The sequence below is a fragment of the Planosporangium spinosum genome, from assembly GCF_049999945.1.
GTDB classification, from domain to species: domain Bacteria; phylum Actinomycetota; class Actinomycetes; order Mycobacteriales; family Micromonosporaceae; genus Planosporangium; species Planosporangium spinosum.
This window is the reverse complement of the sequence record NZ_JBLYUB010000043.1, coordinates 23,978-45,859: the sequence shown is the minus strand read 5'-3', so window position 1 is coordinate 45,859 and position 21,882 is coordinate 23,978. Positions and strand designations below refer to the sequence as shown.

The window sequence follows — 21,882 nt, the reverse complement described above, 5'->3', positions numbered from 1 at the left end:
TCCGTGTTGATGGTCTTCTTCGTCGATGAACCATCTACCGGAGACCTCGCCATCTATCGATGACCGACACGCCAGCGGCCGCAACCTACGCCGGCCGATCAACGGCCTATGAAACACGGCCTAGGGCCCTTTCACTGATCGTGGACACCCCGGCCGCCCACAGGCGGTCGACGTGTCCACGATCGCGAGGAAGTCACTCGTCGGGGAACCACGCGGCCCGCCGCATGTCCACGCGCTCGCCGCGCATCGGCGTACCCTCCGCGGCGTGCCGGCGCCGCGCCTCGGCCTCATGGCCGGGCGGCAGTCGACCGTTCACGGCTACCACCCGGTGCCAGGGCACCGGCCCGCCGTAGTGGGCCATCACCGCGCCCACCTGGCGCGGTCCGCCCCGGCCCAGCCACTCGGCGATCGCGCCGTAGGACATCACCCGTCCGGCCGGGATGCGCTCCACCAGGGTGAGGACATCCTCGACGTAGTCGTCCACGAGCGGTCACGATAGGGGATCCCGCGGATGCTCGGCAGCGGCCGGGGGCCAGAATGGGCTCCGTGCGCGTACAGGTCACGGCGGCCAGCCGAATCGTGGTCAAGGTCGGCTCGTCGTCCCTGACCACCGCCACCGGCGGGCTGGACCGCCAGCGGGTGGACGCCCTCGTCGACGCCCTCGCCGCACACCCGGCCGAGATCGTGCTGGTCAGCAGCGGCGCCATCGCGGCCGGGCTGGCGCCGCTCGGGCTGCCCCGGCGACCGCGCGACCTGGCGACCCAGCAGGCGGCGGCCAGCGTCGGCCAGGGGCTGCTGATGCAGGCGTACACCGAGTCGTTCGCGCGGACCGGGCGCACCGTCGGCCAGGTGCTGCTCACCGTCGACGACGTCACCCGGCGGGTCCACTACCGCAACGCGTACCGCACCCTGCGCCGCCTGCTGGACCTGGGTACCGTGCCGATCGTCAACGAGAACGACACGGTCGCCACCGAGGAGATCCGCTTCGGTGACAACGACCGGCTCGCCGCCCTCGTGGCCGCGCTGGTCCGCGCCGACCTGCTCGTGCTGCTGTCCGACGTGGACGCCCTCTACACCGGCGACCCGACCAGACCGGACACCACGAAGGTCACCGAGGTCCGCGACGACTCCGACCTCGCCGGGATCAGCATCGGCAAGGCCGGCAAGGCCGGCGTGGGTACCGGTGGGATGGTCACCAAGGTCGAGGCCGCCCGCATCGCCACCAGCTCCGGCATCCCGGTGATCCTGACCTCCGCGCCACTGGCCGCCGCGGCCCTGTCCGGCGAGGAGGTGGGCACGCTCTTCCACCGGGTACGCGAACGGCCCGCCGCCCGCCTCTTCTGGCTGGCCCACGCCACCAGCCCCCGCGGCCGGCTGCACCTGGACCCGGGTGCGGTACGCGCGGTGGTCGACCGCCGCGCGTCCCTGCTCCCGGCCGGGATCACCGCCGTCGACGGCCGGTTCACCGCCGGTGACCCGGTCGACCTGGTCGACGACGCGGGGCGATCGGTGGCCCGCGGGCTGGTCAACTACGACGCCATCGAACTTCCCGGCCTGCTCGGCCGCTCCACCCCCGAACTGGCGGCGGAGCTGGGACCGGGGTACGAACGAGAGGTTGTCCACCGCGACGACCTCGTACTGCTGTGAGCTGAGGAGCGACAGATGTCGGTGCAGGAGCAGGGGCGCCGGGCCAGGGCGGCGGCCACGACGCTCGCCACGACGACCAGGGCCACCAAGGACGCCGCGCTGCGGGCGATGGCCGACGCGCTCGTCGGTCGTTCCGCGGAGATCCTCACCGCGAACGCCGCCGACCTCGCGGCCGGCCGCGCCGCCGGCCTGACGGACGCGCTGCTGGACCGGCTCGCGCTGTCCGAGCAGCGGATCGAGGGGATGGCCGGTGGCCTGCGTCAGGTCGCCGGCCTGCCGGACCCGGTCGGTGAGGTGGTCCGCGGCTCGACCCTGCCCAACGGGCTGGAGCTGCGGCAGGTACGCGTACCGCTCGGCGTGGTCGGCATCGTCTACGAGGCCCGCCCGAACGTGACCGCCGACGCGGCCGGCCTGTGCCTGAAGGCCGGCAACGCGGTGCTGCTGCGCGGCTCGTCCTCGGCCGCCCGCTCCAACGCGGCGATCGTGGCGGCCCTGCGGGACGCGCTGGCCGGCGCCGGGCTGCCCGCCGACGCGGTGCAGCTGGTCGACGCGTCCAGCCGCGACTCGGTCAAGGAACTGATGCGCGCCCGGGGCCTGGTCGATGTGCTGATCCCGCGCGGCGGGGCGTCGTTGATCAAGTCGGTGGTCGAGGAGTCGACCGTACCGGTCATCGAGACCGGCGTGGGCAACTGCCACGTGTACGTGGACTCCGCCGCCGACCTGGACATGGCCCTGGACATCCTGCTCAACGCGAAGACGTCCCGGCCGTCGGTGTGCAACGCCGCCGAGTCGCTGCTGGTGCACCGGGAGGTCGCCGAGGCCTTCCTGGCCCGCGCGCTGCCGGCGCTGCGCGACGCCGGCGTGACCGTGCACGGCGACGCGGACGTGGTGGAGGCCGGCCACCGGCGCGGCGTCACCGTCGTCCCGGCCACCGACGAGGACTACGCGGCCGAGTACCTGTCGCTGGACCTGTCCGCCGTCGTCGTCGGGTCGCTGAACGCGGCGGTCGCGCACATCGCCCGGTTCGGCTCGGGGCACAGCGAGGCGATCGTGACCGGGTCGCTGGAGGCGGCGCGCGAGTTCACCGCGCGGGTGGACGCGGCGGCCGTCCTGGTCAACGCGTCGACCCGGTTCACCGACGGGGAGGAGTTCGGCTTCGGCGCCGAGATCGGCATCTCGACCCAGAAACTGCACGCCCGCGGCCCGATGGGCCTGCCGGAGCTGACCTCGACCAAGTACGTGGTGACCGGCACCGGTCACGTCCGCTGAGGACCGCCCCGGCGCCGGGCATCCAGCGGCCGGCCACGGGCGCGGCGCAACCTACGCGCGGAGCGCGCGGATACCGACCAGCGTCGTGTGTACGTCGAACGCGGCGCCGTCCGCGCTGGGCCAGCCGCCGTCGCTGCGCTGCGTCTCGGCCAACCGGCGGCGCGCCGCCACCAGCAGCGGGTCGTCCGGTGACACGCCGACCCGGCGCAGCGCGGCCACCATCGCCGCGCAGTCGCCCGCGCTCATCTCCGGTACCCGGTGGGACAGCAGCACCTGGATCTGCGCGGACTCGTAGAACCAGCCGACGTGGTGCAGCATCGCCGCGCCGAGCCACCCGGTCACCAGGAACGACGGCCACGAGCCGTCGGGGCGCAGCGACGCCCGGAACGCCTCGGCGGCCCGTACCGCGGCCGCGGCGTACCCGTCGTCGCCACCAGCGGCGACGGTCAGCCAGAAACCGGCGCACGCGGTCAGGTACAACCGGGCCTCGGGGTCACCGGGGCGGGCCCAGTGCGGGGCCGAATCGGCCAGCGACCCGTCCTCCTCCCACGTACCGTCCAGCCGTTGCCGCCCGGCGAGCCAGCCGACCGCCTGCCGGGCGGCGGGACGGTCCAGCGCGCCGAGGTCGTCGAGTTCGGCCAGGCGGAAGCAGGTGGCGTCGACCGACGGGACCTCCGCGCCCGCGAACGCGGGCCACCCGCCCTCGGCGAACTGGCCCGTCTCGGCGATGTCGAGGACGCCGCGCGGCGGCGCCGTGCCCGAGACCAACCAGCTCAGCCTGGCCCGGTCGACGTCGTCGCCGTGCGCGACGACGTAGCCGATCGCGGCGTCAAGGTCGACCATGGGCCGTACGGTACCCAGCCCGTACGGCCCACCGTGCCATCCGATCGGTCAGTACGAAGGAAGCGAAGGATCGACGGTCTTGACCCAGGACGAGACCCCGCCCTGCACGTGGACGGCGTCGGAGAAGCCGGCCGCCTTCACCGCGGCGAGCGCCTCGGCCGAGCGGGTGCCGGCCTTGCAGTACAGGACGATCTGCTTGTCCTGCGGCAGGTCGGCGAGCGCCTCGCCGGAGAGGATCTCCCCCTTCGGTACGAGCACCGCGCCCGGAATCCGCACGATCTCCCACTCGGCCGGCTCCCGGACGTCGACCAGGTGGATCGACTTGCCGGAGTCGATCCACTCCTTCAGCTCGGGAGCCGTGATCGTCGAACCGACCGCCGCCGCGCTCGCCTCGTCGGAGATGGCGCCGCAGAAGTCGTCGTAGTCGATCAGCTCCGTCACGGTCGGGTTCTCGCCGCAGACCGCGCAGTTGGGGTCCTTGCGCACCTTGATCGACCGGTAGGTCATCTCCAGGGCGTCATAGACCATCAGCCGGCCCAGCAGCGGCTCGCCGATGCCGGTCAACAGCTTGATCGCCTCGTTGACCTGGATCGAGCCGATCGACGCGCACAGCACGCCGAGCACGCCGCCCTCGGCGCAGGACGGGACCATGCCGGGCGGCGGGGGCTCCGGGTACAGGCAGCGGTAGCACGGACCGTGCTCGGCCCAGAAGATGCTGGCCTGGCCGTCGAAGCGGTAGATCGAGCCCCAGACGTACGGCTTGCCCAGCAGGACCGCCGCGTCGTTGACCATGTACCGGGTCGCGAAGTTGTCGGTGCCGTCGACGATCAGGTCGTACTGGGCGAAGATCTCCAGCACGTTGTCGTTGCTCAGCGCCTCGTTGTGGACGACCACGTTCACGTACGGGTTGATCTCCCGGACGGAGTCGCGCGCCGACTCGGCCTTCGGCCGACCGATGTCGGACTGGCCGTGGATGATCTGGCGCTGGAGGTTCGACTCGTCGACCGTGTCGAACTCGACGATGCCGAGCGTGCCGACGCCGGCCGCCGCGAGGTACATCAGCGCCGGGGAGCCCAGCCCGCCGGCGCCCACACACAGCACCTTCGCGTTCTTGAGCCGCTTCTGGCCGGCCATCCCGACGTCGGGAATGATCAGATGGCGCGAGTAGCGGCGCACTTCGTCGATCGTCAGTTCGTCGGCCGGTTCGACGAGCGGTGGCAATGACACGGGCGTGCCTTTCCGTCTATGGACAGCTGTCCGTCAACCCATTCTGCCGCGTGATCCCGCCGCGCCCACGTGACCTCCGTTACCTGGTCCGCACTGCGGGATGCCGGGTGCTAGGGGATCGGCGGTCCGGCGTACCGCTTGCCGTTGACGAACGGCCAGGGGTTCGCCACGCAACCCTTCAGCCCGTACGTCTGCTGCTGCATGACCGGCGCCGACTGCCCCGGCCCCACGCACGCCTCGTGGCCGTGACCGAGCTGGTGGCCGACCTCGTGGTTGATCGCGTAGGCCTGGTACACCTCCAGCGGGGCGCCGTAGTCGGGGATCGCGGTCAGCCAGCGCGCATCGTTGATGATGACCTGGCCGGTCAGCCGACAGGAGGTGAACTTATCCGTGTGCAAGCCGCCCACCGCGCACATCGACTCCGACGTGGTGGGGCTGGCCAGGTAGATCGTGAACTCGGCCGGCGAGCTCTTGGGTACCCGCTGGAGCCGGAACTGGCCTGCGGCGATCCAGCTGCGCGGATCGCCGAGCACCTTGTCGACGGCCGCCGCGAAGGCGTTCGGATCCTCGTTGATGCCGTTCTCGACCTCGACCCGGAACCGGCGCAGCGTTCCCGCCGTGCCCAGGACCGGCCCGGTGGACTGGACCCCGGTGAAGGTGCCGGCGCCTGGATCGACGATCGTGGGCGGCGCACTGGCCGCCGACGGCGGCGTGGCGTCCGGCGCGGCCGCCGCGGTGATGGTGGGGCCGGGGCGGGCGCCCGCCGGAGGCTGCGCGGCCGACCTGTTGGGCGAGCTGGTCAGCAGTCCGCTTCCCCACACCGCGCCGCCGAGCCCGGCGACGACCAGGACCAGCACCAACCCCACGAGCAGGTACCGCCCGCGCCGGGCCGGCGCGGGCGACGGCGCGGCCGTCTCGGGCCGATGGTCCCGTGACCGGCGGTCCCGCGGTCGGCGGGGGCGCTCGGACACCTCGGGGTCGGGCCAGCCGCGGCCGTCCTCGGGGTCGGGCCAGCCGCGGCCGTCGTCGGGGCCGGGCCAGGCGCGGCCGTCGTCGGGGCCGGGCCAGCCGCGGCCGTCGTCGGGGCCGGGCCAGGCGCGGCCGTCGTCGTGGCCGGGCCAGCCCGGGCCGTTGCCGACCCCGGCCGCCGGAGCCGACGACCACTCGGCCGTGGCCGGCGGCTGCGGCCACCCGGTCGGCTCGGGGGTACGGGTCGGGATCCGGGTACCCGGCTCGTAGCGCACGGACCGGTCCGGCCAGGGCTGCCGTACGGGCTGGTCCGGTCGGATCGGTCGCGGCGGTTGGGCCGGTCGCGGCGGCATGGTACGCGGGTCGGGCCAGCCGGCTGCGCCGCCCGGATCCTGTGCGGCCCAACCCCCGGACACCTCACGGGGTGGCGGACCGGATGGTGCGTCGTCTCCGCCGGGCCACGGACCGCGTCCGCCACGCGCGGGGGGTTCACTCGTCGCGCCGTAGGTCATCAGGGAGCCAGCTTGCCATGTGTCGTCCACTTCCGCTGGCCGGGCCCCGATCTCATCCGGCAGCCTCACCGGTAGTCGTGATCCCGCCACCGAACGTGATGTCCCGCTTGGACGTGCTGTCACGCCGGGCCCGCCGGGCCCGCTCGCTCTTCGCCCGGGGCAGGACCTTGATCGAGCTGGCGTCGGAGAGCATCGCGAGGAACGCGCGGGCAACCATCCGGGGGGCCTCCATCTGCGCCACGTGCCCCACGTCGTGCAGGGTCAGCAGGCGGCTGTTCGGGATCGTACCTGCGACCTGGGCCGCAACCCGTACGTCGACGAGCATGTCGCGCTGGCCGCCGATGACCAGGGTCGGCGTGCTGATGCGCCGCGCGACCTGCCACAGCGACGCGGAGCCGGGCAGGTAGGCCCGCACGAAGCTCAGGATGAGGCTGCGCAGCGTACGCACGTAGGCGCTGGTGTACTCGGGCACGGTGTAGCGCAACCGGGCCTCCTCCACCGCCTCCGCGAAGCGCTGCTCCGGGAGCCGACTGGGATCGGCGAAGCAGCTCTCGATCACCATCCGGGCCAGGTCGGCGGGGTCGATCGCGGCCAGTCGGCGCGCGGCGATCCAGTCGGCGCGCGGGATGAGCAGCAGCGGCAGCAGCCGGCCGTGGAACGACCGCCGCGGGTCCAGGAACGGCATCGCCGGCGACACCAGCGTCAGCGAGCGCAGCAGGTCCGGACGGGTACCCGCTACGCAGACCGAGACCGCGCCGCCCAGCGAGTTGCCGAACAGGTGGACCGGCCCCCGATCGGAGTGCTCGATCCAACGGATGACCCGGTCGGCGAACGCGGTCACGGTGTAGCTGCGCGCGGGGTCGCTGCGCCCGAACCCGGGCAGGTCGATCGCCTCGCCCTCGAGGTAGTCGGCCAGCAGGCCGGCCAGGTCGGTCCAGTTCAGCGAGGAGCCGCCGAGACCGTGCACGTACACGGCAGGTTCCGCGTGGACCGAACGCGCCGGGGTGTCCCGGACGTGCATGTTGGAGCCATCCACCGACACGGTGCGCCCGGGCCATGCCGGCGTAATCCCCTCGGCCACCGGGAGGACGTCATCCGGTACTAGTCGGGCGGCCTCCATGGCACCATATTGCCTCGCCCGAAACTGACTTGCCGTTAACTTTCCCTTAGACCCACTGCCGTCTTCCCGGGCGACCCGGGCAGCACGGACGGCGGCATCTCCGACCGACGATCGAGTCACCGCTGGTCAGGACACCGATGACCGGATCAGTCAGGTGCTCGGGGCACCGCTGGCCAGACCAGCGGCGCCCGGTCAGGACAGCAGCGCCTCCAGCCGTCGGTTCACGGCCGCCAGGGTCGCCCGGACGACCGCGTGCCGCTGGTCACCGTTCACCACGGCGGCGCCGGACAGCTCCTCAACCCAGCCGCCGTGCGCCAGCAGGAGCACCACCACCGCGACCTCGCAGCTACCCATCGGTACTACCGTCGCGTTCTCGATGAAGCAGCGGGCCTGCGGCTCGCCGTCGGCGCCGGTCAGCAACTCGTCGATCGCGTTCGCCGCCGCGACCGCCGCCAGGCGCAGGACATACCCGTCGAAGGCCGGCCCGCGCGCCACGCCGACGGCCGGATCGTCGTCGGCGGACAGCCGGACCTCGACCACCGCGTCGGTACCGTGCGTCCCGACCTCGACCTGGTCGAGTACGACCCGGGCAGCGCCGGAACCGCCCGGCAGCGGGTGGTGTGCCGGCACCGAGTCCCGGCTCTGCTCGCCGCGCTGGTGGCTCCGGCCGGTGGTGGCGGCGGCTATGGCGCCGGCGCTCCGGGCGGCCGGGTCCATGACGTGGGGCGGCCCACCACGGTCGTCCGCGGCCGCCCGGCGCGCGGCTCCCCCGGGTTCGGTACCCGTTCCGGCCGGACGGCTCCGGGCACCCCGGCCGCCCAGCGGCCGGGCCTCCGTTACGCCGCGCTCGGCACCGCGCGACCGCTGCGGGTATGCCTCGGCCGGCGCGTCCCCGGCGGAACCCGACTCGTCCCCGGCGGAACCCAACTCGTCCCCGGCGAAGGACGGCGAAGGCCCGGCGAAGGACGGCGAAGGCCCGGCGAGGGACGGCGAAGGCCCGGCGAAGGACGGCGAAGGCCCAGCGAAGGACGGCTCGTCACCGGCGTCCTCAACCGCCCGGCGCCACCGGGGGACGCGGTCGGGGGCGCTCGCGGCGTCGGCGGCGCCGGCCGGGCCGCCGAGGAGGTCGGCGTCCCTCGGGCCGACCCGGTCGGCCCGACCGGGTACGGCTGACACCGGCGGGTTCTGCTCGTCGTTGGGCGCCGCGTCCAGCCCCATGCGCTCGTTGAGCAGCCTGGTGACCGCCCGGCTGACCTCTGCGGGATCGGCATCCTCAGCCAGTTCCAGGCGCAGGGTCTGCCCGCCGCCCGCGGTCGTACGCACGTGGGCGTCGCGCACGCCCGGCACGATCCGTACCGCCGCCAGCACCCCCGGGATGTCGAAACCGTCGGGGCGCTGGTCGGCCCCGCCGTCGTCGTCCTCATCGCGCAGGTAGGTCGCGATGCGGGCCAGTTCCGGCGCCGCGGTCGGGTGGCCGCCCGGCTCCTGGTCGGCGCCGGGCACGCCGGGCACTCCGGGCACGCCGGGCACGTCCGGTTCGGCCGGCACCCGCTGGGGCAGCAGCGCCGGCGGGCTCGGCGGTTCGGCGCGGCGCGGCCGTACGGAGAGACCCGCGGGCTCCGCGGTCGGCACCGTGCCGAAACCCGGCACGGAGGTGGGGCCGGCGGTTCCCGCCGTGGAACCGACCGATCCGATCACGGATCCGACAGATCCGACAGATCCGGTTGACCCGGTTGACCCGGTTGATCCGGTTGATCCGGCCGGCTCCCGGTAGGCCGGCGCCTCCTCGAATTCCGCCGGCGGGGCGGTACGCGCCGTCGGGATCCGCTCGTAGCCGGGAGGCAGCGCGGGCGCCCACGGCGACCGCTCGGCCGGCTCGTCGCCGTGGTGCCGGCCGCCCGGACCGGACTCCTGACGCGCCTGCTGATCGGGCCTGTCCGCGTACGCCTGGTCGCCGAACGCCTGGTCGCCGAACAGTCGGTCCGGCAACGACTGGTCGGGCTGGTCGGAGTACCGGACGTCGTCAGGCTCCGAATGCCGCCCGGCGTCCGCCCGGGGTACGCCCGGGTGCCGGGAGTCGTAGCCACGCCCGTACTCCCCGCCACGTCCGTACTGCTGGCCACGCCGGTCCACGGAGAACGGGTCGGACTGTTGCGGCTCGTACCCGGCCGGCTCGTACCCGGCCGGCTCGTACGCCGGGGCACCGGCTACCGGGTGCGGGGCGGGCTCCGGCGGCACCGGGTGGGTGGCGGGCTCCGGCGGCACCGGATGCGTCGCGGGCTCCGGCAGCGCCGGTTGAGGCACGGCGGACCGTGCCCGGACGGGCGCGGACGGATCGGGCGGTAGGGCGGTGCCCCCCACCGGTGGGAACGACCGTGGGGTCGACAGCGCGGTCGGTCCGGTCGGCGTACCGGGGATGGCCGGGGGCCCTCCCGGCATCGGCTGCCGGGAGGGCTCGGGCGGGGTCGGCTGGGCGGGCGCCGGGCTGACCGGCCGTAGCGGCTCCAGCGCACTGAACGGTGACGGGGTGGCGGCCGGACGCGGCGGCTCCAGCGCGCTGAACGGCGACCGGGCCGGGTCGGCCGGACGCGGCGGCTCCAGCGCACCGAGCGGCGAGGGCGTCGAGCCGTTACCGGCCGGCGCGGACGCCGGGGCACCGCTGACCGGGCGGGCGGCGGGGACGCCACTGACCGGGTGCGCCTGTGCCTCGGTACCCGCGAACGGCGCGGGGTTGGCCGCCAGGTCCACCGGATCGGTACCGAGCGGGAAGGGCGCGGGCGCGGGGCCGGCGGACCCCGGCGGCGAGAGCGGTTCCGCGAGCGCGGACGGCGACTCGTCGCGCGGAGACGGCGGCTCGGCAACCAATGAAGGTGGCTCAACAAGCGGCGGCACCAGCGACAACGGTGGACGCGTGCTGGCCGTGGACCGTACGGCGGGGGCCGAGGGACCCGCCCCGGTTTCCCGGTCGGTCCGCGATCCGTCCGCCTCCGGTTCCGGGGTGCGCGGCGCGAGATGGTCGACCGGGGAGCCACCGAAGCGACGGTCCGTAGCCGGCTGGCGATCACCGTACGGGAATCTCTCGATGCGCGCCGGGTGGTCGGACAGGCTCAGCGGCCGGACCGATCCGTTGACGGAACGCTCCTCGACGCCCGCCGACGCGGCACCGTTGACCGCCGGCTCGGCACCGTTGACCGCCGGCTCGGCACCACCGGCGGCGGGCCCGGTCGGTTGCGGGGCGGCCGTGAAGACCGGCCCGAACGGATCGCCGTACGGCGCGCGCGGCTCGGCGCGACCCCGGCCGGACGCGTTGTCGGCCTCGACACGAGCCGAACCCACGGGCGGCCATCCGCCATCTGGGCCATAATGACGCCTACCGGGATGCGCCTCCCCGGACGAGCCGTTGGCAGGCCAGGGCGTACTGTCGTGCATCGCGTCGCGTTCGCCCGCGCTGTTTCCCCGAGCGGTAGCGTCCGCGCCTGGTTGTCCCGTTTCGTCCACCGTGCGCTCCTCAGTCGCCTGACGTGAGGCTACCGTGAACGGGTAAGGGCGGTAAGTTGCATCCGGCGGCGTGATTCGGAGGGTGACCATGACCTCGGCGGCGAGCGGCATGCAAGCAGCCGGCAGACCCGTGCGGCTGCCGCGCTCGGCGCGGCGCAAGCAACTTCTCGCCGCGGCCCAGCAGGTCTTCGTGGCCCAGGGCTATCACGCCGCGGCGATGGACGACATCGCCGAACGCGCCGGGGTCTCCAAACCCGTGCTCTACCAGCACTTCCCGGGCAAGCTCGAGCTCTATCTGGCGTTGCTGGACACCCACTGCGACGCACTGGTGGACCGGGTGCGCCGCGCGATGGCCGCCACCAATGACAACAAGGACCGTGTCCTCGGCGCCACGCAGGCCTATTTCGACTTTGTCGACCACGAGAGCGAGGCGTTCCGCCTCGTGTTCGAGTCGGATCTGCGCAACGACCCCGCCGTCGCCGAGCGGGTGGCCCGGGTCGAGCAGAGCTGCATCGCCTCCATCACTGACACGATCATGGCCGACACCGGCGTCAGCCGGGCGCGTGCCGAACTGCTGGCCGCCGGCCTGGTCGGCGCGGCCGAGACGGCCGCCCAGTTCTGGTTGGCAGGCGGGCGCCAGGTGCGAAAGGCTGAAGCCGTGCAGTTGGTTGCCGCCCTGGGGTGGCGCGGGATCGCGAGCTTCCCGCTACACGGCGAACAGCCCTGATGATCGCGTTACCCTTCGGAGGCGGCGAACAGGCCGCCTGATCAAGGAGGAAGACGTGGAGGTCAAGATCGGCGTACAGTTCGCACCTCGCGAGCTTGTACTCGAGAGCGCCCAATCGCCGGCCGAGGTCGAGCGGACGGTGGCGGAGGCTCTCTCGGGCCGAGACGGTGTTCTCACGCTCTTCGACGAGAAGGGTCGCCGGGTCATCGTTCCCATCGACAAGCTCGCCTACATCGAGATCGCCGAGAGCTCCCCGCGCCCGGTCGGCTTCACCGCAAGCTGAGCCGAGCACACCTCGCGATCTTGGACACGTGGACGGCGACTCCCGTCCACGTGTCCAAGATCACGGGGGCGGTCGCCCTGATGCCCCTCGGTCGGGGCCTCAGACCGGGCGATCCGGTCCGGATCAGCCCAGCGCCGGCCCGCCCGCCCTCACCCGGGCCGGCCCGCCGATCACCGTCGCCCGCCGATCACCGTCCCCCGCCGATCGTCGCCGTCAGTTGTTGAGACCGACCGCGGCCATCCGGGCGGTATGAGCGGTGGTCAGCCGCTTGAACAGCGCCTGCACGTCCGACAGGTCCCCGCCGCCGGAGGCGATCAGCCCGGCGAGCGCGACCCGCTCCGCCGCGACCCGCTGCGCCTGCGAGAGCGCCTCACCGACCAGCCGCCGCGCCCACATCGACAGCCGGTTGGCCACCTTCGGGTCGGCGGCGATCGCCGCCCGCAACTCCTCCGCGGCGAAGTCGGCGTGCCGCGAGTCGTGCAGTACGTCGAGCACGAGGTCCCGGTCCGGCGGCTCGAGGTAGCCGGCGATCTCCCGGTAGAAGTCGTCGGCGACGCCGTCGCCCACGTAGGCCTTCGTCAACGCCTCCAGCCAGTCCTTTGGCTCGGTCTGGTCGTGGTAGTCGCGCAGCGCGTCGACGTACGGGCGCATCGCCTCCTCCGCCTCGACGCCGAGCTCGAGCAGCCGGGCGGCCAGCCGGCAGTAGTTGTCGATCTCGCGGGCGGCCATCTCACTGAGCACGGCCCGCCGGCGCAGGTCCGGGGCGAGTCGCGCATCGGCCGCCATCTGGTCGAAAGCGACCAGTTCGGCGTACGCGAGCAGGCCCAACAGTTCGGCCACGGGTGGCGGCGCGGAATACTCAGACACGCCGGCAGGTTACTCCTCATGACCTGCCGACGAGGTGCCGATCGTAAGAGTAGTCGCGACAATCGGTAGATCGAGCGTGGTAGCGGTCCCGCAATACCGCGACGGAGTTCAAATCCACGCAAGTGAGCAGGTCAGCGCCTGGTGATAGCATCAGTACCACTTTCGCTGTGACCTGTTGCGTCCAGCGAGCGCGCGGCCCGCGATTTCACTGTCGCCCGTGGCGCGCGCCAACACATCCGAGCGCACCCGTCAAGTCGGGGCGCTCCCGCGAGAGAGACACCCCAAAAACTTGATGAACATTGACGAAGCCAATACGGCCGAAACCGCGGCCACGACCGAACCCACGATGAATCCGTCGGCCCATGTCGACGTGACCGGCGCCGCGACGGGCGCCGACCCGGCCGAGACCGATCTCGCCTCCTCCCCCGCTCCGGCCGACGCCGCGAGCCCGACCTTCGCCGAACTGGGCGTCCGCCCCGAGACGGTCGCCGCCCTCGAGGCGATCGGCATCACCCGGGCCTTCAAGATCCAGGAACACGCTCTCCCCATCGCGCTGCGCGGGGCCGACGTGATCGGCCAGGCGCCGACGGGTACCGGAAAGACGCTCGGCTTCGGCCTGCCGCTGCTGCAGCGCGCCGTCGCACCCGACGAGGGCGCCGACGGCCTGCCCCAGGCGCTCGTCGTCGTACCCACCCGTGAACTGGGCATCCAGGTCGCCCGCGACCTCGACGCCGCCGGCCGTACCCGCGGTGTGCGGGTCCTGGCCCTCTACGGCGGGGTGGCCTACGAGCCGCAGACCGAGGCGCTCAAGCGCGGTGTCGAGATCGTCGTCGGCACCCCGGGTCGCCTGCTCGACCTGGCCAAGAGCAAGCAACTGCGGCTGGACCGGGTCCGGGCGCTCGTGCTCGACGAGGCCGACCGCATGCTCGACCTGGGCTTCCTCGACGACGTCGAGAAGATCCTGGCGATGCTGCCCGACGACCGGCAGACGATGCTGTTCTCGGCGACCATGCCGGACCCGATCGTCGCGCTGGCCCGCCGGTTCATGCGCCAGCCGGTGACCATCCACGCCCAGCACGACGACCGCACCGGCCCCTCGCCGCTGACCCGGCAGGTGGTCTACCGCGCCCACCCGCTCAACAAGGTCGAGATGGTCGCCCGGATCCTGCAGGCCGAGGGGCGTGGCCTGTCCATGATCTTCACGCGGACCAAGCGCGCCGCCGACAAGGTGGCCGAAGAGCTGGACTTCCGCGGCTTCGCCGTCGCGGCGGTCCACGGTGACCTGGGCCAGGGTGCCCGGGAGCGGGCGCTGCGCGCCTTCCGCGCCGGAAAGATCGACGTACTGGTGGCCACCGATGTCGCCGCCCGCGGGCTGGACGTCGCCGGCGTCACCCACGTCGTCAACTACGACTGCCCGGAAGACGCCGACACCTACACGCACCGCATCGGCCGGACCGGCCGGGCCGGCGCGACGGGCGTCGCGGTCACGTTCGTCGACTGGGAGGACATGCCCCGCTGGCGGCTGATCGACAAGTCGCTGGGGCTGGACATGTCGGAGCCCCCGGAGACCTACCACACCTCCGACCACCTCTACACCGACCTCGGCATCGCCAAGGAGGTCACGGGCACGCTGCCCACGGCCGACCGGACCCGTGCCGGCCTGGCGGCCGAGCGGCTGGAGGACGTAGAGGGCAAGAAGGGTGGCCGCCGTGGCGGTCGCCGGGGCGACGCCCCGAGTACGGCCTCCGCGACGCGGACCGACGACAAGTCCGGATCGTCGGCGCCCCGCCGGCGCCGCCGGCGGGTCGAGCCGGGTGCCTCGGCTCCCGCCGCCGTCGAGGCGTCCACTGTGACCACGGTCCGCTCGGCCGACGAGGGCGAGCCGGCCAAGCGCCCGCGGCGGCGCCGGCGCGGTCGCCGCAGCGGCGCCGGCGTGGCGACCGCCGACAGCGAGTGATCTAGACAACGACGAAGGGGTGGTCCCGGCCGGGACCACCCCTTCGTCGTCCCCGGCGGCCACAATCACTCCATGGACGACCAGGTACGTGACCTGCTGGACAGCCTCTACGCCGAGGGCCGGGACCACGACGCCGGTCAGCCGGACCGGCTGCGGCGGCGACGCAATCTCGAACCGCCCACCGCCGCCCTCCTGGCGCTGCTCACCCGCGCACTCCGGGCCCGGACCGTGGTCGAGATCGGGACCAGCAACGGGTACTCGGCGATCTGGTTCGCGGAGGCGCTGACCGACACCGGAGGCAGCGCCGTGAGCGTGGACCTCGGGCCGATGGACGCCGCGGCCGCCAACCTGGAGCGCGCCGGCCTCGCCGACCGGGTACGGCTGGAGCGCGCAGACGGCGGCGAGTTCCTGGCGGGACTCGCCGACGACAGCGTCGACCTGCTGTTCCTGGACTCCGAGCGGGTCGAGTACCCGAACTGGTGGCCGCACCCGGCCCGCGTCGTACGGCCGGGCGGCGTGCTCGCGGTCGACAACGTACTGTCGCACCCGGACGAAGCCGCGCCGTTCCTGGCGCTACTCGCCGCCGACGGCCGGTTCGAAATGGCGACGATCCCGGTCGGCAAGGGCCTGCACCTGGCCTGGCGCCGCCACTGAGCGCCCCGGGTCCGAGCGCCGCCGCGTGTCCGCACGGGACGGCGACTCACTCGGATCCGAGCACCTCGGGGACCGGCCCGGGCGCGTCGGGCACCGGCCCGAGCAGCCGGGCCAGGGCCGGGGTGATGCCCCACTGGCCCACCAGCGCGTCGTACTCGGCGCGTAGCCGCGGTGTCGCGGGGGCACCGGTATGCCTGGCCCGCAGCAGCAGGTTGCGCGGCGTGTGTACCGATCCGACGAACTCGACCACCTCGACCCGGTACCCGTGCAGTCGCAGCAGCGCCGCCCGGAGCGCGTCGGTGAGCACGTCGGCGAAGCGCTCGCGCAGGATCGGGTGACGGGTCAGCGGCCGGTACCCGTCGGGCGCCGAGCCGGCGCGCAACTGGGCGGCGATGTCGTGGTGGCAGCAGGGCGCGGCGAGTACCCACCGCGCTCCCCACCCCACCGCGCGGGCCAGCGCCTCGTCGGTGGCGGTGTCGCAGGCGTGCAGCGCGAGCACCACGTCCGCCCCCGCCACCGGCGCCTCCAGGTTCGTGCCCGCGACGAAGTCGACATGATCCGACCAGCCCAGGCGCGCGGCGATCCCGGCGTTGCGGACGCGCTGGTCGGACCGTACGTCGACCCCGGTCAGCCGGACGTCCACGCCCCGGGCGGACAGGTACCGGTACGCCGCGAACGTCAGGTACGCGTTGCCGCAGCCGAGGTCGACCACGCGCAGCGGCTGCGGCAGTTCCTCCTCGCCGAGCGTCGCGGCCAGCGCCCGCAGGAACGCGTCGACCTGCCGGCGTTTCGCGGCGTTGCCCCCGATCACGTCGAACAGCGGGTCGCCGGGGTCGAGCAGGTGGGCCGCGGCGCGGTCGTGCGCGGCGGCGGTCGGCGCTCCGGTGGTCGACGCTCCGGTGGTCGGCGCTCCGGTGGTCGCCGGGCCACCGGCGACCGGCGCGGCCCGGTGCACCTGCGCCTCGCCGCGCTTGGTCACCCGTAGTTGCAGGACGCCGTCGGCGCTCTCCACGTACCAGTTTCCGAACGGCTCGGCCAGCAGCCGGTCGACCGACTCCGCGGCGGCGTCACCCCAGGCCACGTTGCGGGTGAACGGCCGGACGCCGTCGTCGGAGACGACCTGCAACTGGCCGCCGGACTTCAACGCGACGGGGCGCAACTCCACCCGCTGCCATCGCGGCTGGGTGCCCCGCCGACGACCGGCGGCCACGGCACGTACCAGCCGGTCGGGGTCGAGCAACAGGTTACGCACTTCGGTCAGGGCGGCATCGAGCGAATCCGGCACCCTCTCAGCCTGTCATGGCGACGGTCCGGGTCGCGCCCGCGCCCCGCGGTCAGCCCGCCGGTGCGCCCGCCTGCCGCGGCCCGCCGGCACGACGGTCGCCGGAGCCGGCGGGTACGGCCGGAGCCCGGCCACCCGGCCAGCGCGCGCACCAACGCCGCGGCGGTATCGGCGAGCAGCGTGTCCGGCCCCACGGGTACGCCGGCGAGGTGGCTGAACAGGCTGGTCGGGCGACCCTGCCGGGCGATCCAGTGGCCGGCAGCGTTGACGGCGGGCACCCGTCGGGTGCCCGCCGTCGCCGGCGTCAGCCGTCCCCGTGGCCGGAGCGCGTCCAGGTCGCGTCCCGGCCCCCCGTGGTGTGCTGACAGATCACCCGCCTCGTCGTCGCCATTCCCCGTATTCCCTCCCACTTGCCTGTGGAGCCAAGTGTGCGGGGCAATGTCATCGGCGGTTCATCGTTTTGTCCTCGCCGTCAGCTATTGACCGGGACCTGTGCCACGCATACGATGCGCCGCTAACTGGGCAGGCACCGGTACGGCGGCATCCCGGATGCCCGGCGGCCGGTAGCTGGATTTAACCACATTGATACCGACCGGACAGCCCATCCGAGCCGGCGGCCCACCCGGACGGCCGGCGGCCCACCCGGTCAGCCGGCGAGCCCCAGGGCGAACGGGAGAACGTCCGGCACGCCGGCCCGGCGCAGCACCTGCGCGACGAGGGCCGCCGTCCAGCCCGAGTCGATCAGGTCGTCGACCAGCAGCACCGGGCCGTCGAGCCCGGCCAGCCGGTCCGCCAGCTCCGCGGGCACGGCGAACGCGCCGTGCAGGGACCGTACCCGCTGGGCGCTGTTGCCCCGCACGCCGGAGGAGGCGGCACCGCCGACCCGGGCCACCGAGCCGAGCAGCGGCAACCGGCCGGTCGCCGCGATCCGCGCCGCCAGGTCGCCCACCAGGTGCGGGCGGCGGCGGGACGGCACGCTCACCACGCCGGCGGGCCGGGCCGGCCACGGGTCGTCGCCGCGCGCCCAGTCCGCCAACGCCCGCACCACCCCGGCGTAGACGTCGTCGGGCACCGGCCCGTCCGGCGCGTCGTCGGCGAGCAGGCGTCGCAGCCGGTCGCCCCAGCCCAGGTCGGACAGGCGCGCCAGGGCCCGGCCGGGCCCGGCCTGCTCGCCCGCCGGTATCCGCCCGGACAGCGGCACGCCGACCGCGGGCAGCCCGGTCGGCCACAACTGCCGGGGTGCGACGGTCACCCCGACCCGGCCGAGGTGCGCCTGCGCGGCGGTCAGCGCCTCGGCCGAGACACCCGACGGGTACCACGCACCGGCGCAGTTGTCGCAGCGGCCGCACGGGGCGGCCTCGGGGTCGTCGAGGCACCGGCGCAGGTACTCCATCCGGCAGCTCGCGGTCGTCGCGTACTCCCGCATGGCGGCCTGCTCGTCGGCGCGGGCCGCCGCGACCCGCTCGTACCGGGCCGTGTCGTGCCGCCACGGGGCACCGGTGGCGACCCAGCCACCCCGTACCCGCCGCACCGCGCCGTCCACGTCGAGCACCTTGAGCATCAGTTCGAGCCGGTTGCGGCGCAGGTCGACACGGGCCTCCAGGGCCGGGGTGGACAGCGGCCGGTCGGAGCCCGCGAGGGCGTCGAGGGTGGCGCGTACCTGCTCCTCGGGCGGGAACCCGAGCGCGGCGAAGTACCGCCAGATCGCCTCGTCCTCGCGGCCGGGCAGCAGCAGCACGTCGGCGCTGCGCACTGCCCGCCCGGCCCGGCCGACCTGCTGGTAGTACGCGATGGGCGAGGACGGCGCGCCCAGGTGCACGACGAAGCCGAGGTCGGGCTTGTCGAAACCCATCCCGAGCGCCGACGTCGCGACCAACGCCTTGATCCGGTTGTCGAGCAGGTCGGCCTCGGCGGCGCGCCGGTCGGCGTCCTCGGCCTGCCCGGTGTAGGACGCCACCGGGTACCCCCGCGCCCGCAGGAACGCCGTGGTCTCCTGCGCCCCGGCGACCGTGAGGGTGTACACGATGCCGGAGCCCGGCAGTTCGGCCAGGTGGTCGGCAAGCCAGGCCAGCCGGTGCGCGGCGTCGGGCAGGGCGAGCACGCCCAGCCGCAGCGACTCCCGGTCGAGCGTGCCGCGCAGGACCAGTGCGTCGCCCAACTGCTCGGCGACGTCGGTGGTCACCCGGGCGTTGGCGGTGGCGGTCGTGGCGAGCACCGGCGTACCCGTGGGCAGTTCGTCCAGCAGGGTACGCAGCCGCCGGTAGTCGGGGCGGAAGTCGTGGCCCCAGTCGGAGACGCAGTGCGCCTCGTCGACGACGAGCAGGCCGGTGGTGGCCGCGAGCTTGGGCAGGACACCGTCGCGGAAATCGGGGTTGTTGAGCCGCTCGGGACTGATCAGCAGAACGTCCACCGTACCGGCGTGCACCTCGGCGTTGATCTGCTCCCACTCCTCCAGATTGGCGGAGTTGATCGTGCGGGCGACGATGCCGGCCCGCGCCGCCGCGTCCACCTGGTTGCGCATCAGTGCCAGCAGCGGCGAGACGATCACGGTCGGCCCGGCGCCGGTCCGGCGCAGGAGGGCCGTGGCGACGAAGTACACCGCCGACTTGCCCCATCCGGTGCGCTGCACGCACAGCACCCGGCGACGGTCGAGCACCAGCGCCTCGATCGCGCGCCACTGGTCGGGCCGAAGGGTCGCCTCCGGCCCCGCCAGGGCGCGCAGGATCTCCTCGGCCCGATCTCTGGTCGCCGCACGCTCGTCCATCCGGGCCTCATCCACCAGGACTTTCTACCAGCAGCCGGTGACGTTCCGCCCGGCTGCGGTGCGATCAGCCCCGGTACCGGGTGCGGTACCGCCATCGTGGGCGCGACCCCTGCTCGGCGCGGCGCTCCAGTTGGCGCAGCCGCCGCGCGATTACCCGGTCCACCTGGAGCGCGATCCACACGCACAGGCAGGTCAACGGCAGCTCGCCGACCAGCGCGGTCGCCACCGCCACCGCCAGGTCCCCTCCGGTGGGCGCGGTGACCACGTCGAACCAGGCGTCGATCAGCAACGCCGTCGCCGTCGCGGTGGCCGTCATCACCATGTGCCGGTGCCCGCGGTAGGCCAGGACCGCGGTGAGCAGGAGCAGCACGATCAGGCCGACGTCGAAGCCGACCCACGCGACGCGGTAGTTGCGGGTACGGATGTCGTCGGGAAGGGTCGCGGCGAGGTAAGCCGTCCACGGAACCGTCACCAGGGCGAGGACCGTGAAGACCGGAGCGATCCAGGTCGGCACCGGTCGGACCGCGGGCAGGGCGGGCGGCGCACCCTCCGCTGAGTGCTGCTCGTCTCCGGTCACGATCGCAAGGCTGTCGACGCGGCCGGCGCGTCAGCGGTCGGCCGACAGCTGACGCATCGCGAACGTGGGCGCGTCGGTGAGTACCGAGTACGGCTCGTCGTGCGACTCGTCGACACCTTTGGGCCGGCGGTCGGCGCGGCCGAGCTCGATACCGGTGTACATCTCGACGGTGTCCCACTCGCCCAGCGGGTAGGACCGGCCGCGGGCCAGCCGGTACGTGTCCGGCCGGTCGCCGGGGTCGGAACGCACCCACACCAGGGTGCCGTTCTTACTCAGGTCCGTCGCGACCAGCCGACCGTCGGTGATCTCCAGCTTCAGGTGGGTGCGGCTGATCCACCGCGCCGCCGCTTCGTGCAGCCACTCCCCGACCTCGACGGCGTCCGGCTCCTCGGGTGCCCGGCCGACGAACACGGGACGGTCGGCCATCACCACGAAGTGGCGGCGCCGCAGGCCGTCAATGATCAAAGTGACGGGTACGGACATCGGGCGCGGTCCGATGTCGCGCAGGGGTTCGTCGTGCCGCGGACAGACCGGCTTACCGGCGCGTAGCCTGGGCACCGGCTGGCCGAGCCGCCGGCCGGCACCGAAGCTGGGGCAGTCGAACTCCTCGCAGCGCCAGGCCCGCGCGGTCAGCGCGGTACCGGTGGGGCTCGGAGCGGGCAGGTAGGCCGGCGGCTCCGGCAACGGCTCGAACACCGGTGCGGCGGGGTCGGGCCAGATCCGCTGGTGCTCACCGGCGTCAGAGGTGTGGCCGTTCGTACCGTCCGCCGCGGCCCCGTCACCGGCCTTCCCGCCCGCCGCGGCCCCGTCACCGGCCTGTTCAGCTGTCCCGGATCCCGCACCGGCCTGCTCCGCCGCGTCGGACCCGTCGATCTTCGCCACCGGCGCCGGCTCGACGGCGCTCTCGGCCACGGAAGGTTCGGCCGCCTCCGCCGCGGGAGTGGACGCAGCGGCCTCCGCCACGTCGGCGGGCTCGGCAGCCGTCTCCGGTCGGGCAGTGGGCGCCGCGGCGGTCTCCGGTCGGGCAGTGGGCGCCGCGGCGGTCTCCGGTCGGGCAGCGGGCCCGGCGCTGGGCGCACCCGCCGCCACGGCCACCCGCCACCGGCCGGCGTGGTCGCCCGGCCGGGACCGCACCACCCCGCCCGTACCGCCGGCGCCGTCGGTCAGCAACGCTCCCCCGCCGCGCGGACTGACCGTCAGGACCCGCAGCGGGGCGTCGCCCAGCCAGCCGTACGACGCCGCCAGCTCGGCGTAATCGCGCAGGGTGATGATGGGCAACCCGGTCAGTTCAGCGATCTCCAGCACCCTGGTCGGCGCGTCCTGGGTGGCCTCGATCAACCCGTCGTCGGTCCAGCGGCCGAGCACCATCCGTTCCTTGGCGGTCAACGCCGCCTCCGACAGCAGCTGGCGCGGCGCCACGGGATAGATCATCGCTCCGCCGTCACGCAGGTAGCGCCCGAAGGCGTCCACGACCATACCGGCGCGGATCAGGTTGGCCGACCGGCCGCTGTCCAGGTCGACGTACCGAACGATCTCCCCGAGATCGCACACGGCCTGGGCCATCACGATATCGGTTGATAGACGCCGCTCGATGGTGTCCATTACCTGGTTGACTTCGAAGCGCACGGCCACCTCCCGCTCGCGAGCGCGCTGCCCACACCCTAAATGACGTGCTACCTGCGCGTC

Annotated in this window: 17 protein-coding genes; 6 read left to right on the top strand and 11 right to left on the bottom strand. The window is 73.7% G+C overall.

Annotation, left to right across the window (positions count from 1 at the left end; genetic code table 11):
• Positions 1-193: 193 nt before the first annotated feature.
• Positions 194-424 (bottom strand): MGMT family protein, encoded by a 231-nt coding sequence (locus ACNTMW_RS32650; protein ID WP_426637915.1) that lies wholly within the window; start codon positions 422-424, stop codon positions 194-196.
• 122 nt (positions 425-546) lie between these two features.
• Between ACNTMW_RS32650 and proB the strand changes: the two genes are divergently transcribed.
• Positions 547-1,647 carry a glutamate 5-kinase gene (proB, locus tag ACNTMW_RS32645; RefSeq protein WP_426637912.1) on the top strand — a complete coding sequence of 367 codons (1,101 nt, stop codon included), beginning with the start codon at positions 547-549 and terminating at the stop codon, positions 1,645-1,647.
• Between the two features lie 15 nt (positions 1,648-1,662).
• A complete protein-coding gene (locus ACNTMW_RS32640; RefSeq protein ID WP_426637911.1) occupies positions 1,663-2,916 on the top strand; it encodes a glutamate-5-semialdehyde dehydrogenase in 1,254 nt (417 codons plus the stop codon).
• A 51-nt stretch (positions 2,917-2,967) separates the two neighbouring features.
• On the opposite strand, the gene ACNTMW_RS32635 is transcribed toward ACNTMW_RS32640, so the two are convergent.
• From ACNTMW_RS32635 to ACNTMW_RS32615, 5 genes are all read right to left on the bottom strand, one after another.
• Positions 2,968-3,759: a prenyltransferase/squalene oxidase repeat-containing protein gene (locus ACNTMW_RS32635; RefSeq protein ID WP_426637910.1), complete on the bottom strand. Its 792-nt coding sequence runs from the start codon at positions 3,757-3,759 to the stop codon at positions 2,968-2,970.
• Positions 3,760-3,807: 48 nt separating this feature from the next.
• Positions 3,808-4,986 carry an adenylyltransferase/sulfurtransferase MoeZ gene (moeZ, locus tag ACNTMW_RS32630; RefSeq protein ID WP_426637909.1) on the bottom strand — a complete coding sequence of 393 codons (1,179 nt, stop codon included), beginning with the start codon at positions 4,984-4,986 and terminating at the stop codon, positions 3,808-3,810.
• Positions 4,987-5,096: 110 nt separating this feature from the next.
• Positions 5,097-6,230 (bottom strand): DUF3152 domain-containing protein, encoded by a 1,134-nt coding sequence (locus ACNTMW_RS32625; protein ID WP_426637908.1) that lies wholly within the window; start codon positions 6,228-6,230, stop codon positions 5,097-5,099.
• Positions 6,231-6,519: 289 nt separating this feature from the next.
• The gene (locus tag ACNTMW_RS32620; protein ID WP_426637907.1) at positions 6,520-7,587 is read right to left on the bottom strand and encodes an alpha/beta fold hydrolase; all 1,068 of its coding nucleotides are present in this window, start codon (positions 7,585-7,587) and stop codon (positions 6,520-6,522) included.
• A gap of 192 nt (positions 7,588-7,779) precedes the next feature.
• On the bottom strand, positions 7,780-10,923 hold the full coding sequence (locus tag ACNTMW_RS32615) for a hypothetical protein (RefSeq protein ID WP_426637906.1): 3,144 nt from the start codon (positions 10,921-10,923) through the stop codon (positions 7,780-7,782).
• A 250-nt stretch (positions 10,924-11,173) separates the two neighbouring features.
• Here ACNTMW_RS32615 and ACNTMW_RS32610 point away from each other — a divergent pair, with 250 nt between their 5' ends.
• Positions 11,174-11,812, top strand: coding sequence for a TetR/AcrR family transcriptional regulator (locus ACNTMW_RS32610; RefSeq protein ID WP_426637914.1), 639 nt, complete (start codon positions 11,174-11,176; stop codon positions 11,810-11,812).
• A 55-nt stretch (positions 11,813-11,867) separates the two neighbouring features.
• Positions 11,868-12,095: a DUF3107 domain-containing protein gene (locus ACNTMW_RS32605; RefSeq protein ID WP_426637904.1), complete on the top strand. Its 228-nt coding sequence runs from the start codon at positions 11,868-11,870 to the stop codon at positions 12,093-12,095.
• 213 nt (positions 12,096-12,308) lie between these two features.
• Here ACNTMW_RS32605 and ACNTMW_RS32600 read toward each other — a convergent pair whose 3' ends face one another.
• Positions 12,309-12,962, bottom strand: a complete 654-nt coding sequence (locus ACNTMW_RS32600) for a ferritin-like fold-containing protein (protein ID WP_426637903.1) — start codon at positions 12,960-12,962, stop codon at positions 12,309-12,311.
• Positions 12,963-13,308: 346 nt separating this feature from the next.
• Between ACNTMW_RS32600 and ACNTMW_RS32595 the strand changes: the two genes are divergently transcribed.
• Together ACNTMW_RS32595 and ACNTMW_RS32590 are read left to right on the top strand one after the other, a co-directional pair.
• The gene (locus ACNTMW_RS32595) at positions 13,309-14,919 is read left to right on the top strand and encodes a DEAD/DEAH box helicase (protein WP_426637913.1); all 1,611 of its coding nucleotides are present in this window, start codon (positions 13,309-13,311) and stop codon (positions 14,917-14,919) included.
• Positions 14,920-14,991: 72 nt separating this feature from the next.
• A complete protein-coding gene (locus tag ACNTMW_RS32590; protein WP_426637901.1) occupies positions 14,992-15,573 on the top strand; it encodes an O-methyltransferase in 582 nt (193 codons plus the stop codon).
• A gap of 46 nt (positions 15,574-15,619) precedes the next feature.
• On the opposite strand, the gene ACNTMW_RS32585 is transcribed toward ACNTMW_RS32590, so the two are convergent.
• From ACNTMW_RS32585 to ACNTMW_RS32570, 4 genes are all read right to left on the bottom strand, one after another.
• Positions 15,620-16,858: a class I SAM-dependent methyltransferase gene (locus ACNTMW_RS32585; protein WP_426637900.1), complete on the bottom strand. Its 1,239-nt coding sequence runs from the start codon at positions 16,856-16,858 to the stop codon at positions 15,620-15,622.
• A 643-nt stretch (positions 16,859-17,501) separates the two neighbouring features.
• Positions 17,502-19,619, bottom strand: a complete 2,118-nt coding sequence (locus tag ACNTMW_RS32580) for a RecQ family ATP-dependent DNA helicase (protein WP_426637898.1) — start codon at positions 19,617-19,619, stop codon at positions 17,502-17,504.
• A 64-nt stretch (positions 19,620-19,683) separates the two neighbouring features.
• Positions 19,684-20,196 (bottom strand): hypothetical protein, encoded by a 513-nt coding sequence (locus ACNTMW_RS32575; RefSeq protein ID WP_426637897.1) that lies wholly within the window; start codon positions 20,194-20,196, stop codon positions 19,684-19,686.
• 30 nt (positions 20,197-20,226) lie between these two features.
• Positions 20,227-21,822: an FHA domain-containing protein gene (locus tag ACNTMW_RS32570; protein ID WP_426637895.1), complete on the bottom strand. Its 1,596-nt coding sequence runs from the start codon at positions 21,820-21,822 to the stop codon at positions 20,227-20,229.
• Positions 21,823-21,882: the final 60 nt, after the last annotated feature.